General features: G+C 66.2%; 15 protein-coding genes. 6 read left to right on the plus strand and 9 right to left on the minus strand.

What is annotated here, in order from left to right:
- Positions 1 to 178 precede the first annotated feature (178 nt).
- The 6 genes from ACWPKK_RS06260 to ACWPKK_RS06285 all read right to left on the minus strand — a co-directional run bounded on the left by ACWPKK_RS06260 (position 179) and on the right by ACWPKK_RS06285 (position 7,003).
- A complete protein-coding gene (locus ACWPKK_RS06260) occupies positions 179 to 1,183 on the minus strand; it encodes a branched-chain amino acid ABC transporter permease (RefSeq protein ID WP_452001895.1) in 1,005 nt (334 codons plus the stop codon).
- A gap of 4 nt (positions 1,184 to 1,187) precedes the next feature.
- Positions 1,188 to 2,075 (minus strand): branched-chain amino acid ABC transporter permease, encoded by an 888-nt coding sequence (locus ACWPKK_RS06265; protein WP_194914446.1) that lies wholly within the window; start codon positions 2,073 to 2,075, stop codon positions 1,188 to 1,190.
- Positions 2,076 to 2,183: 108 nt separating this feature from the next.
- Positions 2,184 to 3,413, minus strand: coding sequence for an ABC transporter substrate-binding protein (locus ACWPKK_RS06270; RefSeq protein ID WP_452001898.1), 1,230 nt, complete (start codon positions 3,411 to 3,413; stop codon positions 2,184 to 2,186).
- A gap of 211 nt (positions 3,414 to 3,624) precedes the next feature.
- The gene (locus ACWPKK_RS06275) at positions 3,625 to 4,917 is read right to left on the minus strand and encodes a cation:proton antiporter (protein ID WP_452001901.1); all 1,293 of its coding nucleotides are present in this window, start codon (positions 4,915 to 4,917) and stop codon (positions 3,625 to 3,627) included.
- 299 nt (positions 4,918 to 5,216) lie between these two features.
- Complete coding sequence (locus tag ACWPKK_RS06280) at positions 5,217 to 5,690, minus strand: MarR family winged helix-turn-helix transcriptional regulator (RefSeq protein ID WP_012974024.1); 474 nt, start codon at positions 5,688 to 5,690, stop codon at positions 5,217 to 5,219.
- 251 nt (positions 5,691 to 5,941) lie between these two features.
- Positions 5,942 to 7,003: an enoyl-CoA hydratase/isomerase family protein gene (locus ACWPKK_RS06285; RefSeq protein ID WP_452001905.1), complete on the minus strand. Its 1,062-nt coding sequence runs from the start codon at positions 7,001 to 7,003 to the stop codon at positions 5,942 to 5,944.
- 308 nt (positions 7,004 to 7,311) lie between these two features.
- Here ACWPKK_RS06285 and ACWPKK_RS06290 point away from each other — a divergent pair, with 308 nt between their 5' ends.
- The 5 genes from ACWPKK_RS06290 (at position 7,312) to ACWPKK_RS06310 (ending at position 11,798) form a co-directional block, all read left to right on the plus strand.
- A complete protein-coding gene (locus tag ACWPKK_RS06290) occupies positions 7,312 to 8,205 on the plus strand; it encodes a diacylglycerol/lipid kinase family protein (RefSeq protein WP_452001908.1) in 894 nt (297 codons plus the stop codon).
- Between the two features lie 19 nt (positions 8,206 to 8,224).
- A complete protein-coding gene (locus tag ACWPKK_RS06295; RefSeq protein WP_452001911.1) occupies positions 8,225 to 9,133 on the plus strand; it encodes a metallophosphoesterase family protein in 909 nt (302 codons plus the stop codon).
- 116 nt (positions 9,134 to 9,249) lie between these two features.
- Positions 9,250 to 10,254 (plus strand): porphobilinogen synthase, encoded by a 1,005-nt coding sequence (hemB, locus tag ACWPKK_RS06300; RefSeq protein ID WP_452001914.1) that lies wholly within the window; start codon positions 9,250 to 9,252, stop codon positions 10,252 to 10,254.
- A 92-nt stretch (positions 10,255 to 10,346) separates the two neighbouring features.
- Positions 10,347 to 10,904, plus strand: a complete 558-nt coding sequence (locus ACWPKK_RS06305) for a YbhB/YbcL family Raf kinase inhibitor-like protein (protein WP_452001917.1) — start codon at positions 10,347 to 10,349, stop codon at positions 10,902 to 10,904.
- Positions 10,905 to 10,937: 33 nt separating this feature from the next.
- Complete coding sequence (locus ACWPKK_RS06310) at positions 10,938 to 11,798, plus strand: helix-turn-helix domain-containing protein (RefSeq protein ID WP_452001920.1); 861 nt, start codon at positions 10,938 to 10,940, stop codon at positions 11,796 to 11,798.
- Here ACWPKK_RS06310 and ACWPKK_RS06315 read toward each other — a convergent pair.
- A complete protein-coding gene (locus tag ACWPKK_RS06315) occupies positions 11,770 to 12,390 on the minus strand; it encodes a TetR/AcrR family transcriptional regulator (RefSeq protein ID WP_247883705.1) in 621 nt (206 codons plus the stop codon). The genes ACWPKK_RS06310 and ACWPKK_RS06315 overlap by 29 nt on opposite strands.
- A 122-nt stretch (positions 12,391 to 12,512) precedes the next feature.
- On the opposite strand from ACWPKK_RS06315, the gene ACWPKK_RS06320 reads away from it, so the two are divergent.
- Positions 12,513 to 13,496 (plus strand): aldo/keto reductase, encoded by a 984-nt coding sequence (locus tag ACWPKK_RS06320; RefSeq protein ID WP_452001924.1) that lies wholly within the window; start codon positions 12,513 to 12,515, stop codon positions 13,494 to 13,496.
- A 144-nt stretch (positions 13,497 to 13,640) separates the two neighbouring features.
- Here ACWPKK_RS06320 and ACWPKK_RS06325 read toward each other — a convergent pair whose 3' ends face one another.
- Both ACWPKK_RS06325 and smpB read right to left on the minus strand, forming a co-directional pair.
- Complete coding sequence (locus ACWPKK_RS06325; protein ID WP_452001927.1) at positions 13,641 to 14,663, minus strand: methyltransferase; 1,023 nt, start codon at positions 14,661 to 14,663, stop codon at positions 13,641 to 13,643.
- Between the two features lie 4 nt (positions 14,664 to 14,667).
- Positions 14,668 to 15,141: an SsrA-binding protein SmpB gene (gene smpB / locus ACWPKK_RS06330; protein ID WP_295828811.1), complete on the minus strand. Its 474-nt coding sequence runs from the start codon at positions 15,139 to 15,141 to the stop codon at positions 14,668 to 14,670.
- Positions 15,142 to 15,156 lie beyond the last annotated feature (15 nt).

A 15,156-nucleotide genomic window follows, 5' to 3' on the forward strand; every position in this document is an offset into this window, starting at 1 on the left:
TGCTGCACCGCCGCACGCGTTGAGTCGTATAACACCCGACAAGCAGAACGTTCCAGGACGCAAAATAATAACCCCGCACCCATTATTTCGAGGTATGCGGTATCTTGAAACCGTGCTGTCTTTCTTTCGAAACAGTTCTTACATCACCTATGATCCTCGTTCGATAATCTTTTCAGACTCAGCGCTTGCTCCCAAGTCTCGCCTGGATTTCGCCGGCAATGCCGCGGCGGAAGACGAGGACGCAGACGACGAAGATGCAGCCGATCACCACCGGCACCGGAAGGCTGGTCGCCGCCAGATAATTCTCCAGCGTCACCACCAGCGCCGCACCGATCACCGGGCCGGACAGCGTGCCCATGCCGCCCAGCAGTGTCATCAGCACCACCTCGCCCGACATCTGCCACGTCACGTCGGTCAGACTGGCGAGCTGGAAGACGATGGCCTTGGTCCCGCCGGCGAGGCCCGCCAGCGTCGCCGACAGCACGAAGGCAACCAACTTGTAGCGGTCGGTGCGGTAGCCGAGCGACACCGCGCGCGGCTCATTCTCGCGGATCGCCTTCAGAACCTGTCCGAAAGGCGAATGGACCGCCCGCCAGATGATGGCGAAGCCGATCAGGAACACGGCCAGCACGGTGTAATACATCGCCATTGGGTTGTTCAGGTCGAAGATCCCGAACAGGACGCCGCGCGGCACGCCCTGGATGCCGTCCTCGCCATGGGTGAAGGGCAGCTGCAGCGCCAGGAAGAAGACCATCTGGCTCAGTGCCAGCGTGATCATGGCGAAATAGATGCCCTGGCGCCGGATGGCGATGCCGCCGAACACCAGCCCCAAAAAGGCCGAGGCCGCGGTGCCCAGCAGGATGCCGAGTTCGGGCGGCAGCCCCCAGACCTTCACCGCATGGGCGGTGACATAGGCCGCGCTGCCGAAGAAGGCTGCGTGGCCGAAGCTGAGCAGGCCGCCGAAGCCGATCAGCAGGTTGAAGGCGCAGGCGAACAGCGCGAAGCACAGCACCTTCATCAAAAAGACGGGGTAGAGCAGGAAGGGTGCCGCCAGCAGGCCGGCGAGAACCACCAGTGCGCCGATCCTCGCCGGCGTCAGGCCCCTGTCGGGGACGGACACCCGTGCGGCGGTGCGGGGAGCCTTGGCGGACGCCCGGCCGCCGCTTTGCGAATGAAGGCTCATGCGCTTACCTTTCCCGTCCGAACAGGCCGGCGGGCTTGATCATCAGCACCACCGCCATGATGACGAAGACCACGATGTTCGAGGCCTCCGGATAGAACACCTTGGTCAGCCCTTCCAACAGGCCCAGACCATAGCCGGTCAACACCGCCCCCAGGATCGACCCCATGCCACCGATGACCACCACCGCGAACACCACGATGATCAGGTTTGAGCCCATCAGCGGCGATACCTGGTAGATAGGTGCCGCCAACACGCCGGCCAGCCCGGCCAACGCAACGCCGAAGGCGTATGTCAGCGTCACCATGCGCGGCACATTGATGCCGAAGGCCTGGACCAGCACCGGGTTCTCCGTCGCCGCGCGCAGGTATGCCCCCAGCTTCGTCTTTTCGATGGCGATCCAAGTGCTGAGGCAGACGACCAGCGACGCCACCACGACCCAGCCGCGATAGTTGGGCAGGAACATGAAGCCCAGATTTTGGCCACCCTTCAGCGCGTCGGGGATGGGATAGGGCTGGCCCGACACGCCGTACTGGTGACGGAAGGCCCCTTCCACGATCAGCGCGAGGCCGAAGGTCAGCAGCAGGCCGTAGAGATGGTCCAGCTTGTACAGCCGCGACAGCAGCGTCTTTTCCAACACCACTCCGAACAGCCCGACGATCAGCGGCGCCAGCAGCAACGCCCACCAATAGCCGATGCCGAGTTGAGTCAGCAGCAGCCAGGACACGAAGGCGCCCATCATGTACAGCGCGCCATGGGCGAAGTTGATGACGTTCAGCATGCCGAAGATCACCGCCAGCCCAAGGCTGAGCAGCGCGTAAAACGACCCGTTGATCAGGCCCAGCAGAAGCTGTCCGAACAGCGCCTGGGGCGGAATGCCGAAAATCGTCCCCATCATGAGCGTCGCTCTCCCCTGCCGCCTCCGCCGCTGCGCCGGCCTGACGACCGATGCGGCGGCGGGGGTGCCATTCCGTCACGTCACGCTTTTGCTCACGTCACGCTTTTACTTGGGCAGCTTGCAGCCGCTCTCTTCGAAGGTGGCGAAAGCCTCCTTGCCGGGGATGGTGCGCAGGATTTCGTAATAGTCCCACGGCCCCTTCGATTCCGAAGGCTTCTTCACCCGCGCCAGATACATGTCGTGGACCATGCGCCCGTTGGGCAGGATGGTGCCGTTCTGGGCGAACATGTCGTTGACCGGCATTTCCTTCATCTTGGCGGCGACGGTCGGCCCGTCGTCGGTGCCGGCGGCCTCGATGGCCTTCAGGTAATGGCGGACGGCGGAATAGCTGCCGGCCTGCACCATGGTCGGCATCTTGCCGTGGCGATCGAAGAACTTCTTGGACCAGGAACGGGTCTCGTCGTTGCGATCCCAGTAGAAGCCGGTGGTCAGCACCAGATCCTGGGCGACCTGCAGCCCCAGCGCATGCACGTCGGACAGGAAGATCAGCAGGCCGGCCAGCTTCTGCTGCCCGCTCTGCGTCAGGCCGAATTCCGACGCCTGCTTGATCGAGGTGATGGTGTCGCCGCCGGCATTGGCGAGCCCGACGATCTTGGCGCCAGACGCCTGTGCCTGCAGCAGGAAGGAGGAGAAGTCGGCGGTGTTCAGCGGCGCCTTGACCGAGCCCACCACCTTGCCGCCGGCCTTCTTCACCTGGGCCGAGGTGTCCGCCTCCAGCTGGTGGCCGAAGGCATAGTCGGCGGTGATGAAGAACCAGCTGTCGCCGCCCTCCTTCACGATGGCCTGACCGGTGCCGACGGCCAGCGCACGGGTGTCATAGGGCCAGTGAAAGCCGGTGGGGGAACAGGCATCGCCGGTCAGGCGCGATGTCGCCGGACCTTCCATCAGGAAGATCGTCTTCTTTTCCCTCGTCACCTCCTGAACCGCCAGCGCGACGCCGGAGTTCGGCACGTCGACGATCACGTCGACGCCGTCCTGGTCGATCCACTGGCGGGCGAGGTTGGAACCGATGTCGGGCTTGTTCTGGTGGTCGGCGGTGATGATCTGGATCGGTTTGCCCAGGATTTTGTTGCCGAACTCCTCAGCCGCCATGCGCGCGGCGATCGCCGATCCCTCGCCGCCGAGATCGGCATAGAGGCCGGAGCGGTCGTTCAGCACACCGACTTTGACCATGTCGCCGGACAGCTTGCCCTGCTGGGCACTGGCCGGTTCCGTGGACAGGACACCGATCGTCAGGGCGGCCAGGGCGGCACCGGTCAAAAGACGTGCGATCATGCGTGAATTCCTCCCCCTCAGCGTTGCGTTGCGCGTGGTTTCGGGTGACTTGCCGGACGGGTTCGTCAGGCGGCCTCCCCGCGCGGTCGCGTCGGCCGATCCGTCCGGTTTACCGGAACCGTCTGGCCGTCCGCGCCGCCGCTTCCCAACCACTATGCAGGGGCATCGCGTTGTAAGCGAAGCGGAAATTCAGCTTCACAAACAATTTTCATCAAGGGTCGGGCGAAACACCCGCTTTTTCCATTCGGGGGTGTATGGCGGCGGCCGGCGGCGGGTCCATGCCCTGCCGGCGGCGGTCGATCCGCCGCATGATCGGCGTCACCGTCGTGCCATGGACGAGAATCGAGAGAAGCACGATCAGCCCGGTTACCGCCCACAATGCGTTCGGCACGTCGAACTCGGCGGTGTTCAGGGCGTAGGCGACGTAATAGATGCTGCCCATGCCGCGGATGCCGAAAAAGCCGATGGCCAGCTTCTCCCCCAACGGCATCGGCACGCCGGCCAGCCCGGCCACCCCCGCCACCGGTCGCACCAGCAACAGGATCACCACGGCCGCACCGACCGCGCTCCAGGACAGCGCGTCGATCAGCCCGTGGGCGAGCGTGCCGCCGAACAGGACCAGCATCAGCATCATCATCAGCCGCTCCGTCTGCTCGACGAAGTCATGCAGCCGCTCGTGATACTCGCTGTCCCGCTCGGCATCCCGCAGAGCCACGGCGGCGACGAACACGGCGAGAAAGCCATAGCCGCTGACCAGCTCGGTCAGTCCATAGGCGATCAGAGTGATGCCGAGCGATACGAAACCGTCGCCGGTCCGCGACAGGTTGGCCCGATTCGGCACCCTGAAGGTGACATAGCCGAGGAAGCGCCCGACCAGCCAGCCGACGCCGACCCCGGCGGCCAAGCGCCAAACGACGTCCAGCAACGCCCAATGCGTCAGCATGTCCCAGGGCGGGTTGTTGTTCAGCAGGGCGACGCCGATGGCGAGATGAACGAAGGGAAAGGCCAGCCCGTCGTTCAGTCCGGCTTCGGACGTCAGGCTGAACCGGATCTCGTCCTCCTCCCCCGATTGGGGTGGGCCAACCTGGATGTCGGAGGCGAGAACCGGATCGGTGGGCGCCAGCGCCGCCCCCAGCAGGATCGAGGCCGCCAGCGGGAAATCCAGCCAATACCAACCGATCAAGGCGATCATCAGGATCGACAGCGGCATGGTGATGCCCAGCAGCCGCCATGTGATGATCCAGCGCCGCCAGCCGATGCGACGGTCCAGCTTCAGCCCGGCGCCCATCAGCGAGATGATGACGATCAGTTCCGTCAGCCTTTCCGTCGCCTCCGGGAAGGCCAACGGCTCCGGATTGTCCAGCCGCAGAAGGCTGAAGACCGCGAATCCCAGCGCCACGCAGATGATCGGCAGCGACAGCGGCAGTTCCTTCAGCACCATGGGCAGCCAAGCCACCAACAGGATCAGGAAACCGAGCCCAACCATGAGGACGATGTAGGACATGCGCCGCCCGTTCCAGTAAATGCCCCCGACGCGGTCTGCTGTCTGGACATCGTCCGGGCGCGCAGGAACCGAATCCCGTCAACGCGAAAAGACGCGGAAGGGTTCAGCGACAAAAGTGGAACACTGCGGAAAGATTGCGAAGATGCCGGCTCGTTCGGCTTTGCTTCCCTGCCCCGTCCCCTCGGTCTTCAGCGGGAAACGCTCAATTCCACACAAAGGGGTGCGAAGGGATGGGAAGCGTGCCTGGATGCCACCCGCGGGAGCCGGAACCGCGGGGGCCGTAGCAAACCGGGCCTTTTTCAGGCCGCAGACGTCATCGGAAAGCCGCTGTAGTCGAGCGAGGCCGACCAGAAGCGTTCCAGCTTGCGCAGGGTCTCGTTCGCCTTGGTCAGTTCCTCGTCGCTGAAACCGGCCTTTTCAAGGGCGGCCAGATGACGTTCGAACATGACGCTGATCTTCTCGCGCAGGTCCAGGCCCTTTTCCGACAGGCGGACGCGGACGGACCGGCGGTCGTGCGGAGAGCGTTCCTGTCCGAGATAGCCGTTCTCGACCATCTTCTTGACGTTGTAGGAGACGTTGGAACCCAGGTAATAGCCGCGCGCGGTCAGTTCGCCGACCGTCATCTCGTCTTCACCGATATTGTAGAGGATCAGGCTCTGGACGTTGTTGATGTCCTGTATCCCAAGCCGGTCGAGTTCGGTCTTGAGCACTTCGAGAAAGTGGCGGTGAAGCCGCTCGATCAACAGAATGCTCTCATAATAAGGTTTGCGCACCGCGGTCTCCTTTGGCTCTAACCGGCCGTTCCCCGCGCAAGGACGATACCGGGACCTTAAAGCGAGATTAACCGATCATTCGTCGGCAATCATCCTAATAATTCCGGAAAAAGTCTGGCACAACCCGTCTGTACAGGCCCCTTTCGCCGGGTGCCCTCATCCGAATGTTTTCGACCGGGTGGAGGCCCCGGCATAACCGGAACGGAGTGGCCCCGAAGACCGCGCCGGGGCCGCCTCCCACAGCTATTGCGTCAGTCGCGGAACACCAGATCGCCGCCCGCGGGTTCGGCGAAATGACGCTCCACGTCGGACGGTCCGACATCGACCAGATCGGCCGGCTTCCATTTCGGATTCTTGTCCTTGTCGACCAGGACTGCCCGGATGCCTTCGTAGAAATCGTCCCCGGCAAGGCAGGCGAGGCTGAGGCGGAGTTCCTGCACCATGCAGGCTTCGAAATCCAGCTTCGCCCCGCGGCGCAGGGCCGCCAGCGTCACCTTCAGGCTGGTCGGCGAAACGCGGCGCAGCGTGGCGACCTGCCCGGCCGCCCACTCGGTCCCTTCGGCCTCCAGCGCCTTGACGATCGCCTCGACGCTGTCGAAGCCGTAGCAGCGGTCGACCGCCGTGCGGATGGCCGTCACCGACGCCTCTCCGGCCTCGCCGCGATGGGTCGCCACCGCCTCGTCCGCCGGAACGCCGGCCGCCAGATCATCGATCAGCGCGTCGATCTTTCCGCTCGGCACGAAGGCGTCGGCGGCGCCGATCGCCAGCATGTCGGCGGCCTTCAGCCGGTCGCCGGTCAACCCCAGCCAGATGCCGACCTGCCCCGGCAGCCGCGGCAGGAAATAGGTGCCGCCGACGTCGGGATAGAGGCCGATGCCTGTCTCCGGCATGGCGAACAGGGTGCGTTCGGTGACGATGCGGTGGCTGCCATGCACCGACAGGCCGACGCCGCCGCCCATGGAGATGCCGTCGATCAGCGCGACATAGGGCTTGGACAGCCGCTTTATCAGCCGGTTCAGCACATATTCCTCGCTGAAGAAGGCGCGGACCGGCGCGGTGTCGCCGCGCCCCTCCTTCGCGGCCTTGCCGGCCTCGTACAGGCTGACGACGTCGCCGCCGGCGCAGAAGGCCTTCTCGCCCGCGCCGCGGATCACGACGGCCTTGACCTCCGGGTCGGCATTCCAGGCCCGCAGCTGCGGATCGAACAGCCTGATCATGCCCAGCGTCAGGGCGTTCAGGGCCTTCGGCCGGTTGAGCGTGACGAGGCCGATGGCGCCCCGACGTTCGAACAGAATCTCAGCAGCGTCGCTCATCGTCTTGTATTTTCTCGATTATCGTTAAAAATCGGGCGGTGGCGGGCCACCTGCTCCGTCCCCCCCTGATGCATCCCCTGATACAACGGGCGAAGCTTGCGGCCGCCGCAGATGATACGGGAGCCTGCGCCTCTGTCAAACCGGCCATACGGTGCCGGATGTTCGCAAGCGCCGCCGCACAACCGAATAAGGAACTTCACCCCCCCTTGGACCGTTGCGCTCACGCTCTCATCTGTTCTGCACAGCCCCGAGACGCAGATCCACAGAAGGTTCGACGCCATGCCGCTTCACAATTCGGCCGGTCAGCCATGAAGGTCGGTATCATCCTGAACCAGCAGGCCGGCTCGCTGGTCGACCGCCCCTTGGACGGGGCCAAGCAGGCGATCCGCGCCGCCTTCGAACGGCGTGGCGCCGAGGTGGACCTGCACACCGTCGATGGCGCCCAATGCACGGAGACGATCCAGCGTATGCTGGAGTCGGACGCCGAGATTGTCGTGATCGGCGGCGGCGACGGCACGCTGCACAGCGCGGTGAAGCTGGCGCTGCCCACAGGCAAGACGCTGGGGGTGATTCCACTAGGCAGTCTCAACCTCTTGGCACGCGATCTTCACATGCCGCTTGAGCTGGAAGCGGCGGCAGAGGCGCTGGCCGCCGGCCGGGTTCGCGTCATCGACATCGCCGAGGTGAATGGCGAGCCCTACACCAACAGCTCCATTCTCGGCTTCTATCCCCAGGTGGTGCAGGAGCGCGAACGCCAGCGCAAGCAGCACCGCCTGCTGAAATGGCCGGGTGCCGCGCTGGCCCTGGCGAAGACGCTGTACAAGCTGCCGCTGCTGGACGTCCGCCTGGATTGGGGCGAAGGTCCGAAGCGCATGCGCACGCCCATCCTGGTCGTCTCCAACAATGTCTACGATGACGGCTTCGGTCTGGTCCTGACGCGCCAGTCGCTGGATGCCGGGAAACTTGGGGTCTACGTGGCCCGCGAACGGAACGCCTTCGCGATGCTTCGGTTGATGGGACGGCTGGTCGCCGGATCCTGGAAGCAGGACGAGGCGCTCGACACCTATGCGGTCACCAGCCTGACGGTCCACAGCCGGCGCCATCGCCTGAAGATGGTCAACGACGGCGAGATCCGGAAGCTGCACGCGCCGCTTCACTACCGGATTCGCCCAGGAGCCCTGAAGGTTCTGGCCCCCGGCTGAGAGAAAGGATGAAGCTGGCGTGAAACGGCTCGCTCACATTTCCGACCTGCATTTCGGGCGAATCGACGCCCGTGTGGTCGACGGCCTGCTGGCCGATCTGACGGCCCAGGCACCCGACCTGATCGTCATCTCCGGCGATTTCGTGCAGCGGGCGAAAGCACGCCATTTCGAGGAAGCGCGAGCCTTCCTGCAGAAACTACCCTTTCCCTACATGGCTGTACCGGGAAATCATGACATCCCGGTTTATAATGTGTTCAAGCGATTCACCGATCCGTTCGGCCATTACCGGCGCTATATCACCAGCGATTTCAGCCCGCTGCATATCGACAACGAGATTGCCGTGCTGGGGATCAACACCGCCCGTCCGGTCATCATGGATTTTTCCGAAGGGCGGATGAACAGGAGGCAGATCGCCCGCGTGCGCGAGGTGTTCTGCGGCATGCCCGATACCGTGTTCAAGGTGCTGTTCACACACCATCCCTTCCTGCCGCCGCCGGACTTGCCGAAGACCCAGCTGGTCGGACGCCACAAGCTGGCCCTGCCGGCGCTGGAGAGCTGCGGCGTCGACCTGCTGCTGGCCGGCCATCTGCACAAGGCCTATTCCGGCGACATCATGAGCTTCCACACCCAGATCGCCCGCTCGATCTTGGTGGCCCAGGCCTCCACCGCGACCTCCACCCGGCTGCGGAACGAGACCAACGCCTACAACCTGATCACCGTCGAACACCCGACCGTCACCTTCGAAGTGCGGTCGTGGGAGGGCGCGGCCTTCACCGGCGGGCTGGTATCCACCTATCGCAAGCAGGGACACCGCTGGACCTTGGAAGCACAGGACACCGGATTCCGTCCCGTGACCGGCGACCCGGTCGCCGCCGCTTGGGAAACGGCCGACCGCCTTTCAAGGGGGCACGAACGGGACAGGGCATGAGACATGTGCAAGGCTGCCGGCCCGTCCCAAAGGACCGTGGGCGCCCCCATGGCTTGAGTTCACTATGCGGGAAGGCGTAGGATCGCCGCACTCGTTCTAAGTGCATGGTCTTCCCGATGCCGATCTCCCTCCCCGCCGCCTTCCCGCGCACCCGTCTGCGCCGCAACCGCGCCGACGCCTGGACCCGCCGTCTGGTCGCCGAGAACACGCTGACCGTCGACGACCTGATCTGGCCGGTCTTCGTGATCGAAGGCGAGAATCGTCGGGAGCCCGTCGCCTCCATGCCCCGCGTGGAGCGCCTGACCATCGACCTGCTGTGCGAAGCGGTGGCGTCCGCCGGCTCGCTCGGCATCCCCTGCATCGCCCTGTTCCCCGTCGTCGGCTCGGATGGCAAGTCGGAAGACGCGGCGGAGGCCTATAACCCGGAAAACCTGATGAACCGCGCCATACGCGCGGTCAAGGCGGCGGCGCCGGAGGTCGGCATCCTGGGCGACGTGGCGCTCGACCCCTACACCAGCCACGGCCATGACGGCCTCCTGCGCGACGGCTATATCCAGAATGACGAGACCGTCGAGGTCCTGATCCGCCAAGCCCTTTCGCAGGCGGAGGCCGGCGTCGACATCGTCGCCCCGTCCGACATGATGGACGGCCGCATCGGCGCCATCCGTGATGCGCTCGACAAGGATGGCTACCATCTCACCCGCGTCTGCTCCTATGCCGCGAAATATGCCTCAGCCTTCTACGGTCCGTTCCGCGACGCGGTGAACTCCGGCGGCTTCCTGAAGGGCGACAAGACCACCTACCAGATGAACCCCGCCAACACCGACGAGGCCCTGCGCGAGGTCGCCTGCGACCTGCAGGAAGGGGCGGACATGGTAATGGTGAAGCCGGGCTTGCCCTATCTCGACATCATCCGCCGGGTGAAGGACCAGTTCGCGGTTCCGACCTTCGCCTATCACGTGTCGGGCGAATACGCGATGCTGCGCGCCGCCTCGACCAATGGCTGGCTGAACTACGACAAGGCCCTGCTGGAGACCCTGATGGGTTTCAAGCGCGCCGGCTGCGACGCCATCCTGACCTATGGCGCGGTGGACGCCGCGAAGCTGCTCAAGCAAGGCTGAGCAGTTCGGGGCCATCTTTGAGCCGTCCGGGGCCGCGGAGCGATCCGCGGCCCTTTATCGTCGGGGGCATCCCACCCAGCGGAGACGCCCCGATGACCCCCACATGTTTCGCCCGCCCGGCCATGCTGGCCGCCCTGCTGCTGGCCGCCGCTCCCGCAGCCGCCTTCGAGCTGCGCAGCCCGGACTTCACCGAAGCATCGCCGATTCCGGAACGCAACGTCTTCGCGGGATTCGGCTGCAGCGGCGGCAACCGGTCGCCGGCCTTGAGCTGGACCGAGCCGCCGGCCGGCACCCGCAGCCTCGCCGTCACCATCTATGACCCCGATGCCCCGACCGGCAGCGGCTGGTGGCACTGGGTTCTGTTCAACCTGCCGGCCGACACCCGCGACCTGCCCGCCAGCGCCGGCGATCCGGCCAAGCCGATGCTACCCATGGGCGCCGTGCAAAGCCGCACCGACTTCGGCACTTTCGGCTATGGCGGCCCCTGCCCGCCGCAGGGCGACACGCCGCACCGCTACATCGTCACCGTCCATGCGCTGAAGGTCGACGGTCTCCCCCTGCCGGCCGATGCGTCGGGGGCCATGGTCGGCTTCAACCTGAACGCCGCCACACTGGCGAAGGCGACGCTGACCGCTCGCTACGGCCGTTGATCGACCGCCAGCCATCGCCATAGGATGGTGCCCATGGGTCCAAGCCTCCTCGCCCGCCTGTCCCGCTTCGCCGCCCGTGACCAACGTCCCGGAGCGGGCGACCGTCCGCACCGGCCGGAGCTGTGGGCCTTCGTCGCCCATGACTGCGAACGGTTGGCGGAGGTGCGGATCGAGCGCACCGCCCTGATCGCCGTGCTGGAGGGGGTCAAGGAACTGACCGACGCCGCCAGCACGACCCGCCGCTTCCCCGCCGGCACGGCCATGCTGCTGCCGCCGGGCTGGAGCGGGTCGGTGGTGAACGAACCCGGCACCGCCGGCCGCTACCGCGCCCTGGTGCTGGAGTTCCCGGCGGAGATGGTGCGGCGCCTGCTGCGCGCCCATGGCACCGAAGGGCTCTCTCCGCGCGCCCGGCCGGGCGACTGGCATGTCACCCTCACGCCGGCCCTGACCGACGCCATCCACCATGCCGCCACCGGACTGACCGCCGATCCGCCGCTGCCGCCCAAGCTGGCCGAGCATCGCTGCATGGAGGTGCTTCTGGCTCTGCTGGAAGACGGCGTCTGGTGGCTGGGCCCTGTCGCGCCGACCGGCACCGCCGATGCGGTGCGCCAGCTGCTGCGGACCCGGCCCGACGCCGCCTGGACGGCGGATGGCGTCGCCGACGCGCTCAACCTCAGCACCGGCACGCTGCGCCGCCGTCTGTCCGAGGAGGGCTGCTCGGTCCGCAGCATCCTGGTCGAGGAACGCGTCGCCCATGCCCGCGATCTTCTGGAACGCGAAGGGTTGAGCGTGCAGGAGGCGGCGGAGGCCTGCGGCTACACCAACCGGTCCCATTTCGCCCGGCGCATCCGCGCGGCCGTCGGCGTCAACCCGTCGGACCTTCGCGACCGCTGACCGGCGCCGTGCCGTATGCCCGCACCAGCGCCGCGACCGACTCGGCGATCACCCGCTCCGGATCTGCGGTAACCGGCAGGCCCAGCATGGTCGGCCAGAACAGCACCTCCTTCAGGCCACCCATCAACTGGGTCGCAGCCACATGCGGGTCGGGGGCGTTCAGGCGTCCGCGCGCATGCTGGGCGGCGATATAGTCGTCGAGCAGCGCATAGGCCTGCCCCTTCCCACCTTCCAGATAAATCTGCGACAGCTCCGGAAAGCGCTGATGTTCGGCGATGACGAGGCGCAGCAGCCCGCGCACCACCGGACGGCCCATATGCACCAGCAGCGACCTGAGGAAGGCGGGAAGCGCCTGCTCCGGCGGCTGGTCATGGCGAAGGGTCTGGTCGCCATCGCTGTGGAACCCTTCATACAGGCCCGAGACGACGGCCTGGAACAGCTCCCGTTTGCCGGGGAAATGATTGTAGACGGTGCGCTTGGAGACATTGGCATCGGCGGCGATGGCGTCCATCGACGACGCCTCGTACCCGTGGGTCAGGAAGGCGCGGGTCGCCGCCTCCACCACCGCATCCCGCTTCGCCGAACCGCGCACAGCATTCCCCTCTCGAGACATTGACATTCACCGGCCACCAAGTACACTGCACCGTGTAGTGTATTTGCTGCCGCAGGCTCCCAGGGTAATCCGCCCGGCCGCGGCACGGGAGGGGTAAAGCGATGAAACAGCGCAACATCGGCAGCATTCTCTCGGTTTCCGAAATCGGCCTCGGTTGCATGGGCATGTCGGAGTTCTACGGACCGACCGACGATGCCCAGTCGCTGGCGACGCTGGAGCGGGCGTTGGAACTCGGCGTCACCCATTACGACACCGCCGACATGTACGGCGGCGGCCACAACGAGTCGCTTCTCGCCCGCTTCTTGTCCGGCAATCGCGACCGGGTGGTGATCGCCACGAAGTTCGGCATCGTTCGCCAACCCGGCGAATACGCCCGCCGCATCGACACCAGCGCCGCCTATGTGGCCCAGGCCTGCGACGCCTCGCTGAAGCGGCTGGGGGTGGAGACCATCGACCTCTATTACGCCCACCGCCTGAATCCGGACATCCCGGTGGAGGAGACGGTCGGCGCCATGGCCGATCTGGTGAGGGCCGGCAAGGTCCGCGCGCTCGGCCTGTCGGAGGTGTCGGCCGCCACCCTGCGCCGCGCACATGCCGTCCACCCCATCGCCGCGGTGCAGAGCGAATACTCTCTATGGACCCGCGACATGGAGGATGCGGTTCTGCCGGCCTGCCGGGAGTTGGGGATCTCGCTGGTCGCCTATGCGCCGCTCGGCCGCGGCATGCTGACCGGTGCCGTCAGCAGCCCCGACCAGTTCGCCGAAAACGACTTCCGCCGAATCGCACCACGATTCGCCGGGGACAACTTCGACCGCAACCTAGCTCTGGTCGAACAGGTGAAGGCGCTGGCGGCGCAGAAGGGCTGCACAGCTGGACAGGTGGCGCTGGCGTGGCTGCTGGCCCAGGGACCGGAGATCCTGCCGATTCCGGGGACCAAGCGGATCAAATATCTGGAGGAGAATGTCGGTGCCGCCGCGGTGACTCTGAGTGAGGCGGAGGTGAAGGCGCTGGGTGACGCACTGCCGCCGGGAGTGGCGGCGGGCGACCGCTATACGGCGGAGGGGATGCGGGGGGTGAATGTGTAGGTAGCGTTTCTGGCGACGTTAGACCCCCACCTAACCTCCCCCGCTGGGCGGGGGAGGGATCGGAGCTTTGTCGACGTTCGGCGGCAGTCCCTCCCCCGCCCAGCGGGGGAGGTTAGGTGGGGGCATTCGCCCGCCGACACCTAACTACTTCGGCGTCCCCGACCACACCTGGAACTGCGTGGTCTCCAGCAGCATGTCGCTGTGTCCGAAGGCGGTCTTGAACAGCTTGCCCACGCCGGCCGTTCGCTGGGTCACCGCCACCAGCGTGCCGCGCAGCTTCAGATACTGCTTCGTCCCCGCCACCAGCGCGTCGAGCATGCCGAAATCCTCGTCCTTGCCGCGGTGGAGCGGCGGGTTGGACAGGATCAGGCCGAAGCGCTCGCGGGTGCCCAGCCCCGCCAGCCCGTCGCTCAGCACCAGTTCGGCATCCGGCACATTCTGGCGGGCGGCGTGCAGCGCCACCGCGTCGATGTCCAGCAGCGTCAGCGGCGCATCCGGCTGGCGTTCCCGCACCGCCCGCGCGATCACCCCGGCGCCGCAGCCGAAATCCAGCACGCGGGTGCCGGCGGCAACCTCCGGCAATACCTTCAGCAGGCATTCGGTACCGGCGTCCAGATGGCCGCGGGCGAACAGGCCGGGATAGGACACCAGTTCCAGTGTCCGGTCCGGCAGTGTCAGGGTGACGGTCTGCCGCCAATCCTCCAGCGCCCCCTTGGCCGGCGCGTCGGTGCGGCGGGTCAGCAGCAGCCGGGCGCGCCGCTTGATGATGAGGGTTTCCGGCTCTTCCGCCAGCCCATCGAGATGTTTCGGCGCGCTGGTCACACCCTCGTCGTTGCCGCCGGCGATCCACAGCGGCGCACCGGGGGCGAGGCGCGAGGCCAGCGCATGCAGCGCCATCTCGAAGCCGGCCCAGCCACGCGGCAGGCGCAGCACGGCGCCGTCGAACGGCCCCTCGGCCGGCCAGGGCGTCGCAGACTGCCCGCCGACAGCGAGCCGGTTCCACACCACCACCTCCGCCCCGCCGTCGCGGAGCACCTCGGCGATGGCGCCATCGCTGTCGAAGGCGACGAGAATCCGGCCCTGCGGCCGGATTTCGGACAGGGCTTCGGCGGCCACGGCGGCGACGGTCTGATCGCGGTCCGTGGCCCGGTTGTCTAGACGTGCCACCGGATCAACCCTTGTCCCGCATCAGCCGCGCCTTGTCGCGCTGCCAGCTGCGTTCCTTCTCGTTCTGGCGCTTGTCGTGCTTCTTCTTGCCGGTGGCGAGACCGATCTCGACCTTGGCGATGCCGCGGTCGTTGAAGTAGACGGACATCGGCACCAGCGTGACGCCCTTCTGCTTGATGCCGGCCGCGAGCTTGTCCAACTCGCGGCGGCGGACCAGCAGCTTGCGCGGACGCTTCGGCTCGTGCTGATCGACGCGACCGGCCTGGAGATATTCGGGGATGTACGCGTTGAACAGGTACAGCTCCCCACTCTTCAGGCCGGCATAGGCCTCGTTCACGCTGGCGCGACCGCCCCGCAACGACTTCACCTCGGACCCGGTCAGCATGATGCCGGCCTCGAGGACGTCGTCGATGAAGAAGTCGAACCGCGCGCGGCGGTTCTGCGCCGCAAATTTTTTCGCTTCCTCGCGCGTCGCCAAGTCTCTCTCCTATTC

The organism is Azospirillum largimobile, from assembly GCF_977007025.2.

Excerpts from the sequence above, each read along its gene's own strand:
- ACWPKK_RS06260 (WP_452001895.1), bottom strand. The coding sequence starts at position 1,183 with ATGAGCCTTCATTCGCAAAGCGGCGGCCGGGCGTCCGCCAAGGCTCCC.
- ACWPKK_RS06265 (WP_194914446.1), bottom strand. The coding sequence starts at position 2,075 with ATGGGGACGATTTTCGGCATTCCGCCCCAGGCGCTGTTCGGACAGCTT.
- ACWPKK_RS06270 (WP_452001898.1), bottom strand. The coding sequence starts at position 3,413 with ATGATCGCACGTCTTTTGACCGGTGCCGCCCTGGCCGCCCTGACGATC.
- ACWPKK_RS06275 (WP_452001901.1), bottom strand. The coding sequence starts at position 4,917 with ATGTCCTACATCGTCCTCATGGTTGGGCTCGGTTTCCTGATCCTGTTG.
- ACWPKK_RS06285 (WP_452001905.1), bottom strand. The coding sequence starts at position 7,003 with ATGAGCGACGCTGCTGAGATTCTGTTCGAACGTCGGGGCGCCATCGGC.
- ACWPKK_RS06290 (WP_452001908.1), top strand. The coding sequence starts at position 7,312 with ATGAAGGTCGGTATCATCCTGAACCAGCAGGCCGGCTCGCTGGTCGAC.
- hemB (WP_452001914.1), top strand. The coding sequence starts at position 9,250 with ATGCCGATCTCCCTCCCCGCCGCCTTCCCGCGCACCCGTCTGCGCCGC.
- ACWPKK_RS06305 (WP_452001917.1), top strand. The coding sequence starts at position 10,347 with ATGACCCCCACATGTTTCGCCCGCCCGGCCATGCTGGCCGCCCTGCTG.
- ACWPKK_RS06310 (WP_452001920.1), top strand. The coding sequence starts at position 10,938 with ATGGGTCCAAGCCTCCTCGCCCGCCTGTCCCGCTTCGCCGCCCGTGAC.
- ACWPKK_RS06320 (WP_452001924.1), top strand. The coding sequence starts at position 12,513 with ATGAAACAGCGCAACATCGGCAGCATTCTCTCGGTTTCCGAAATCGGC.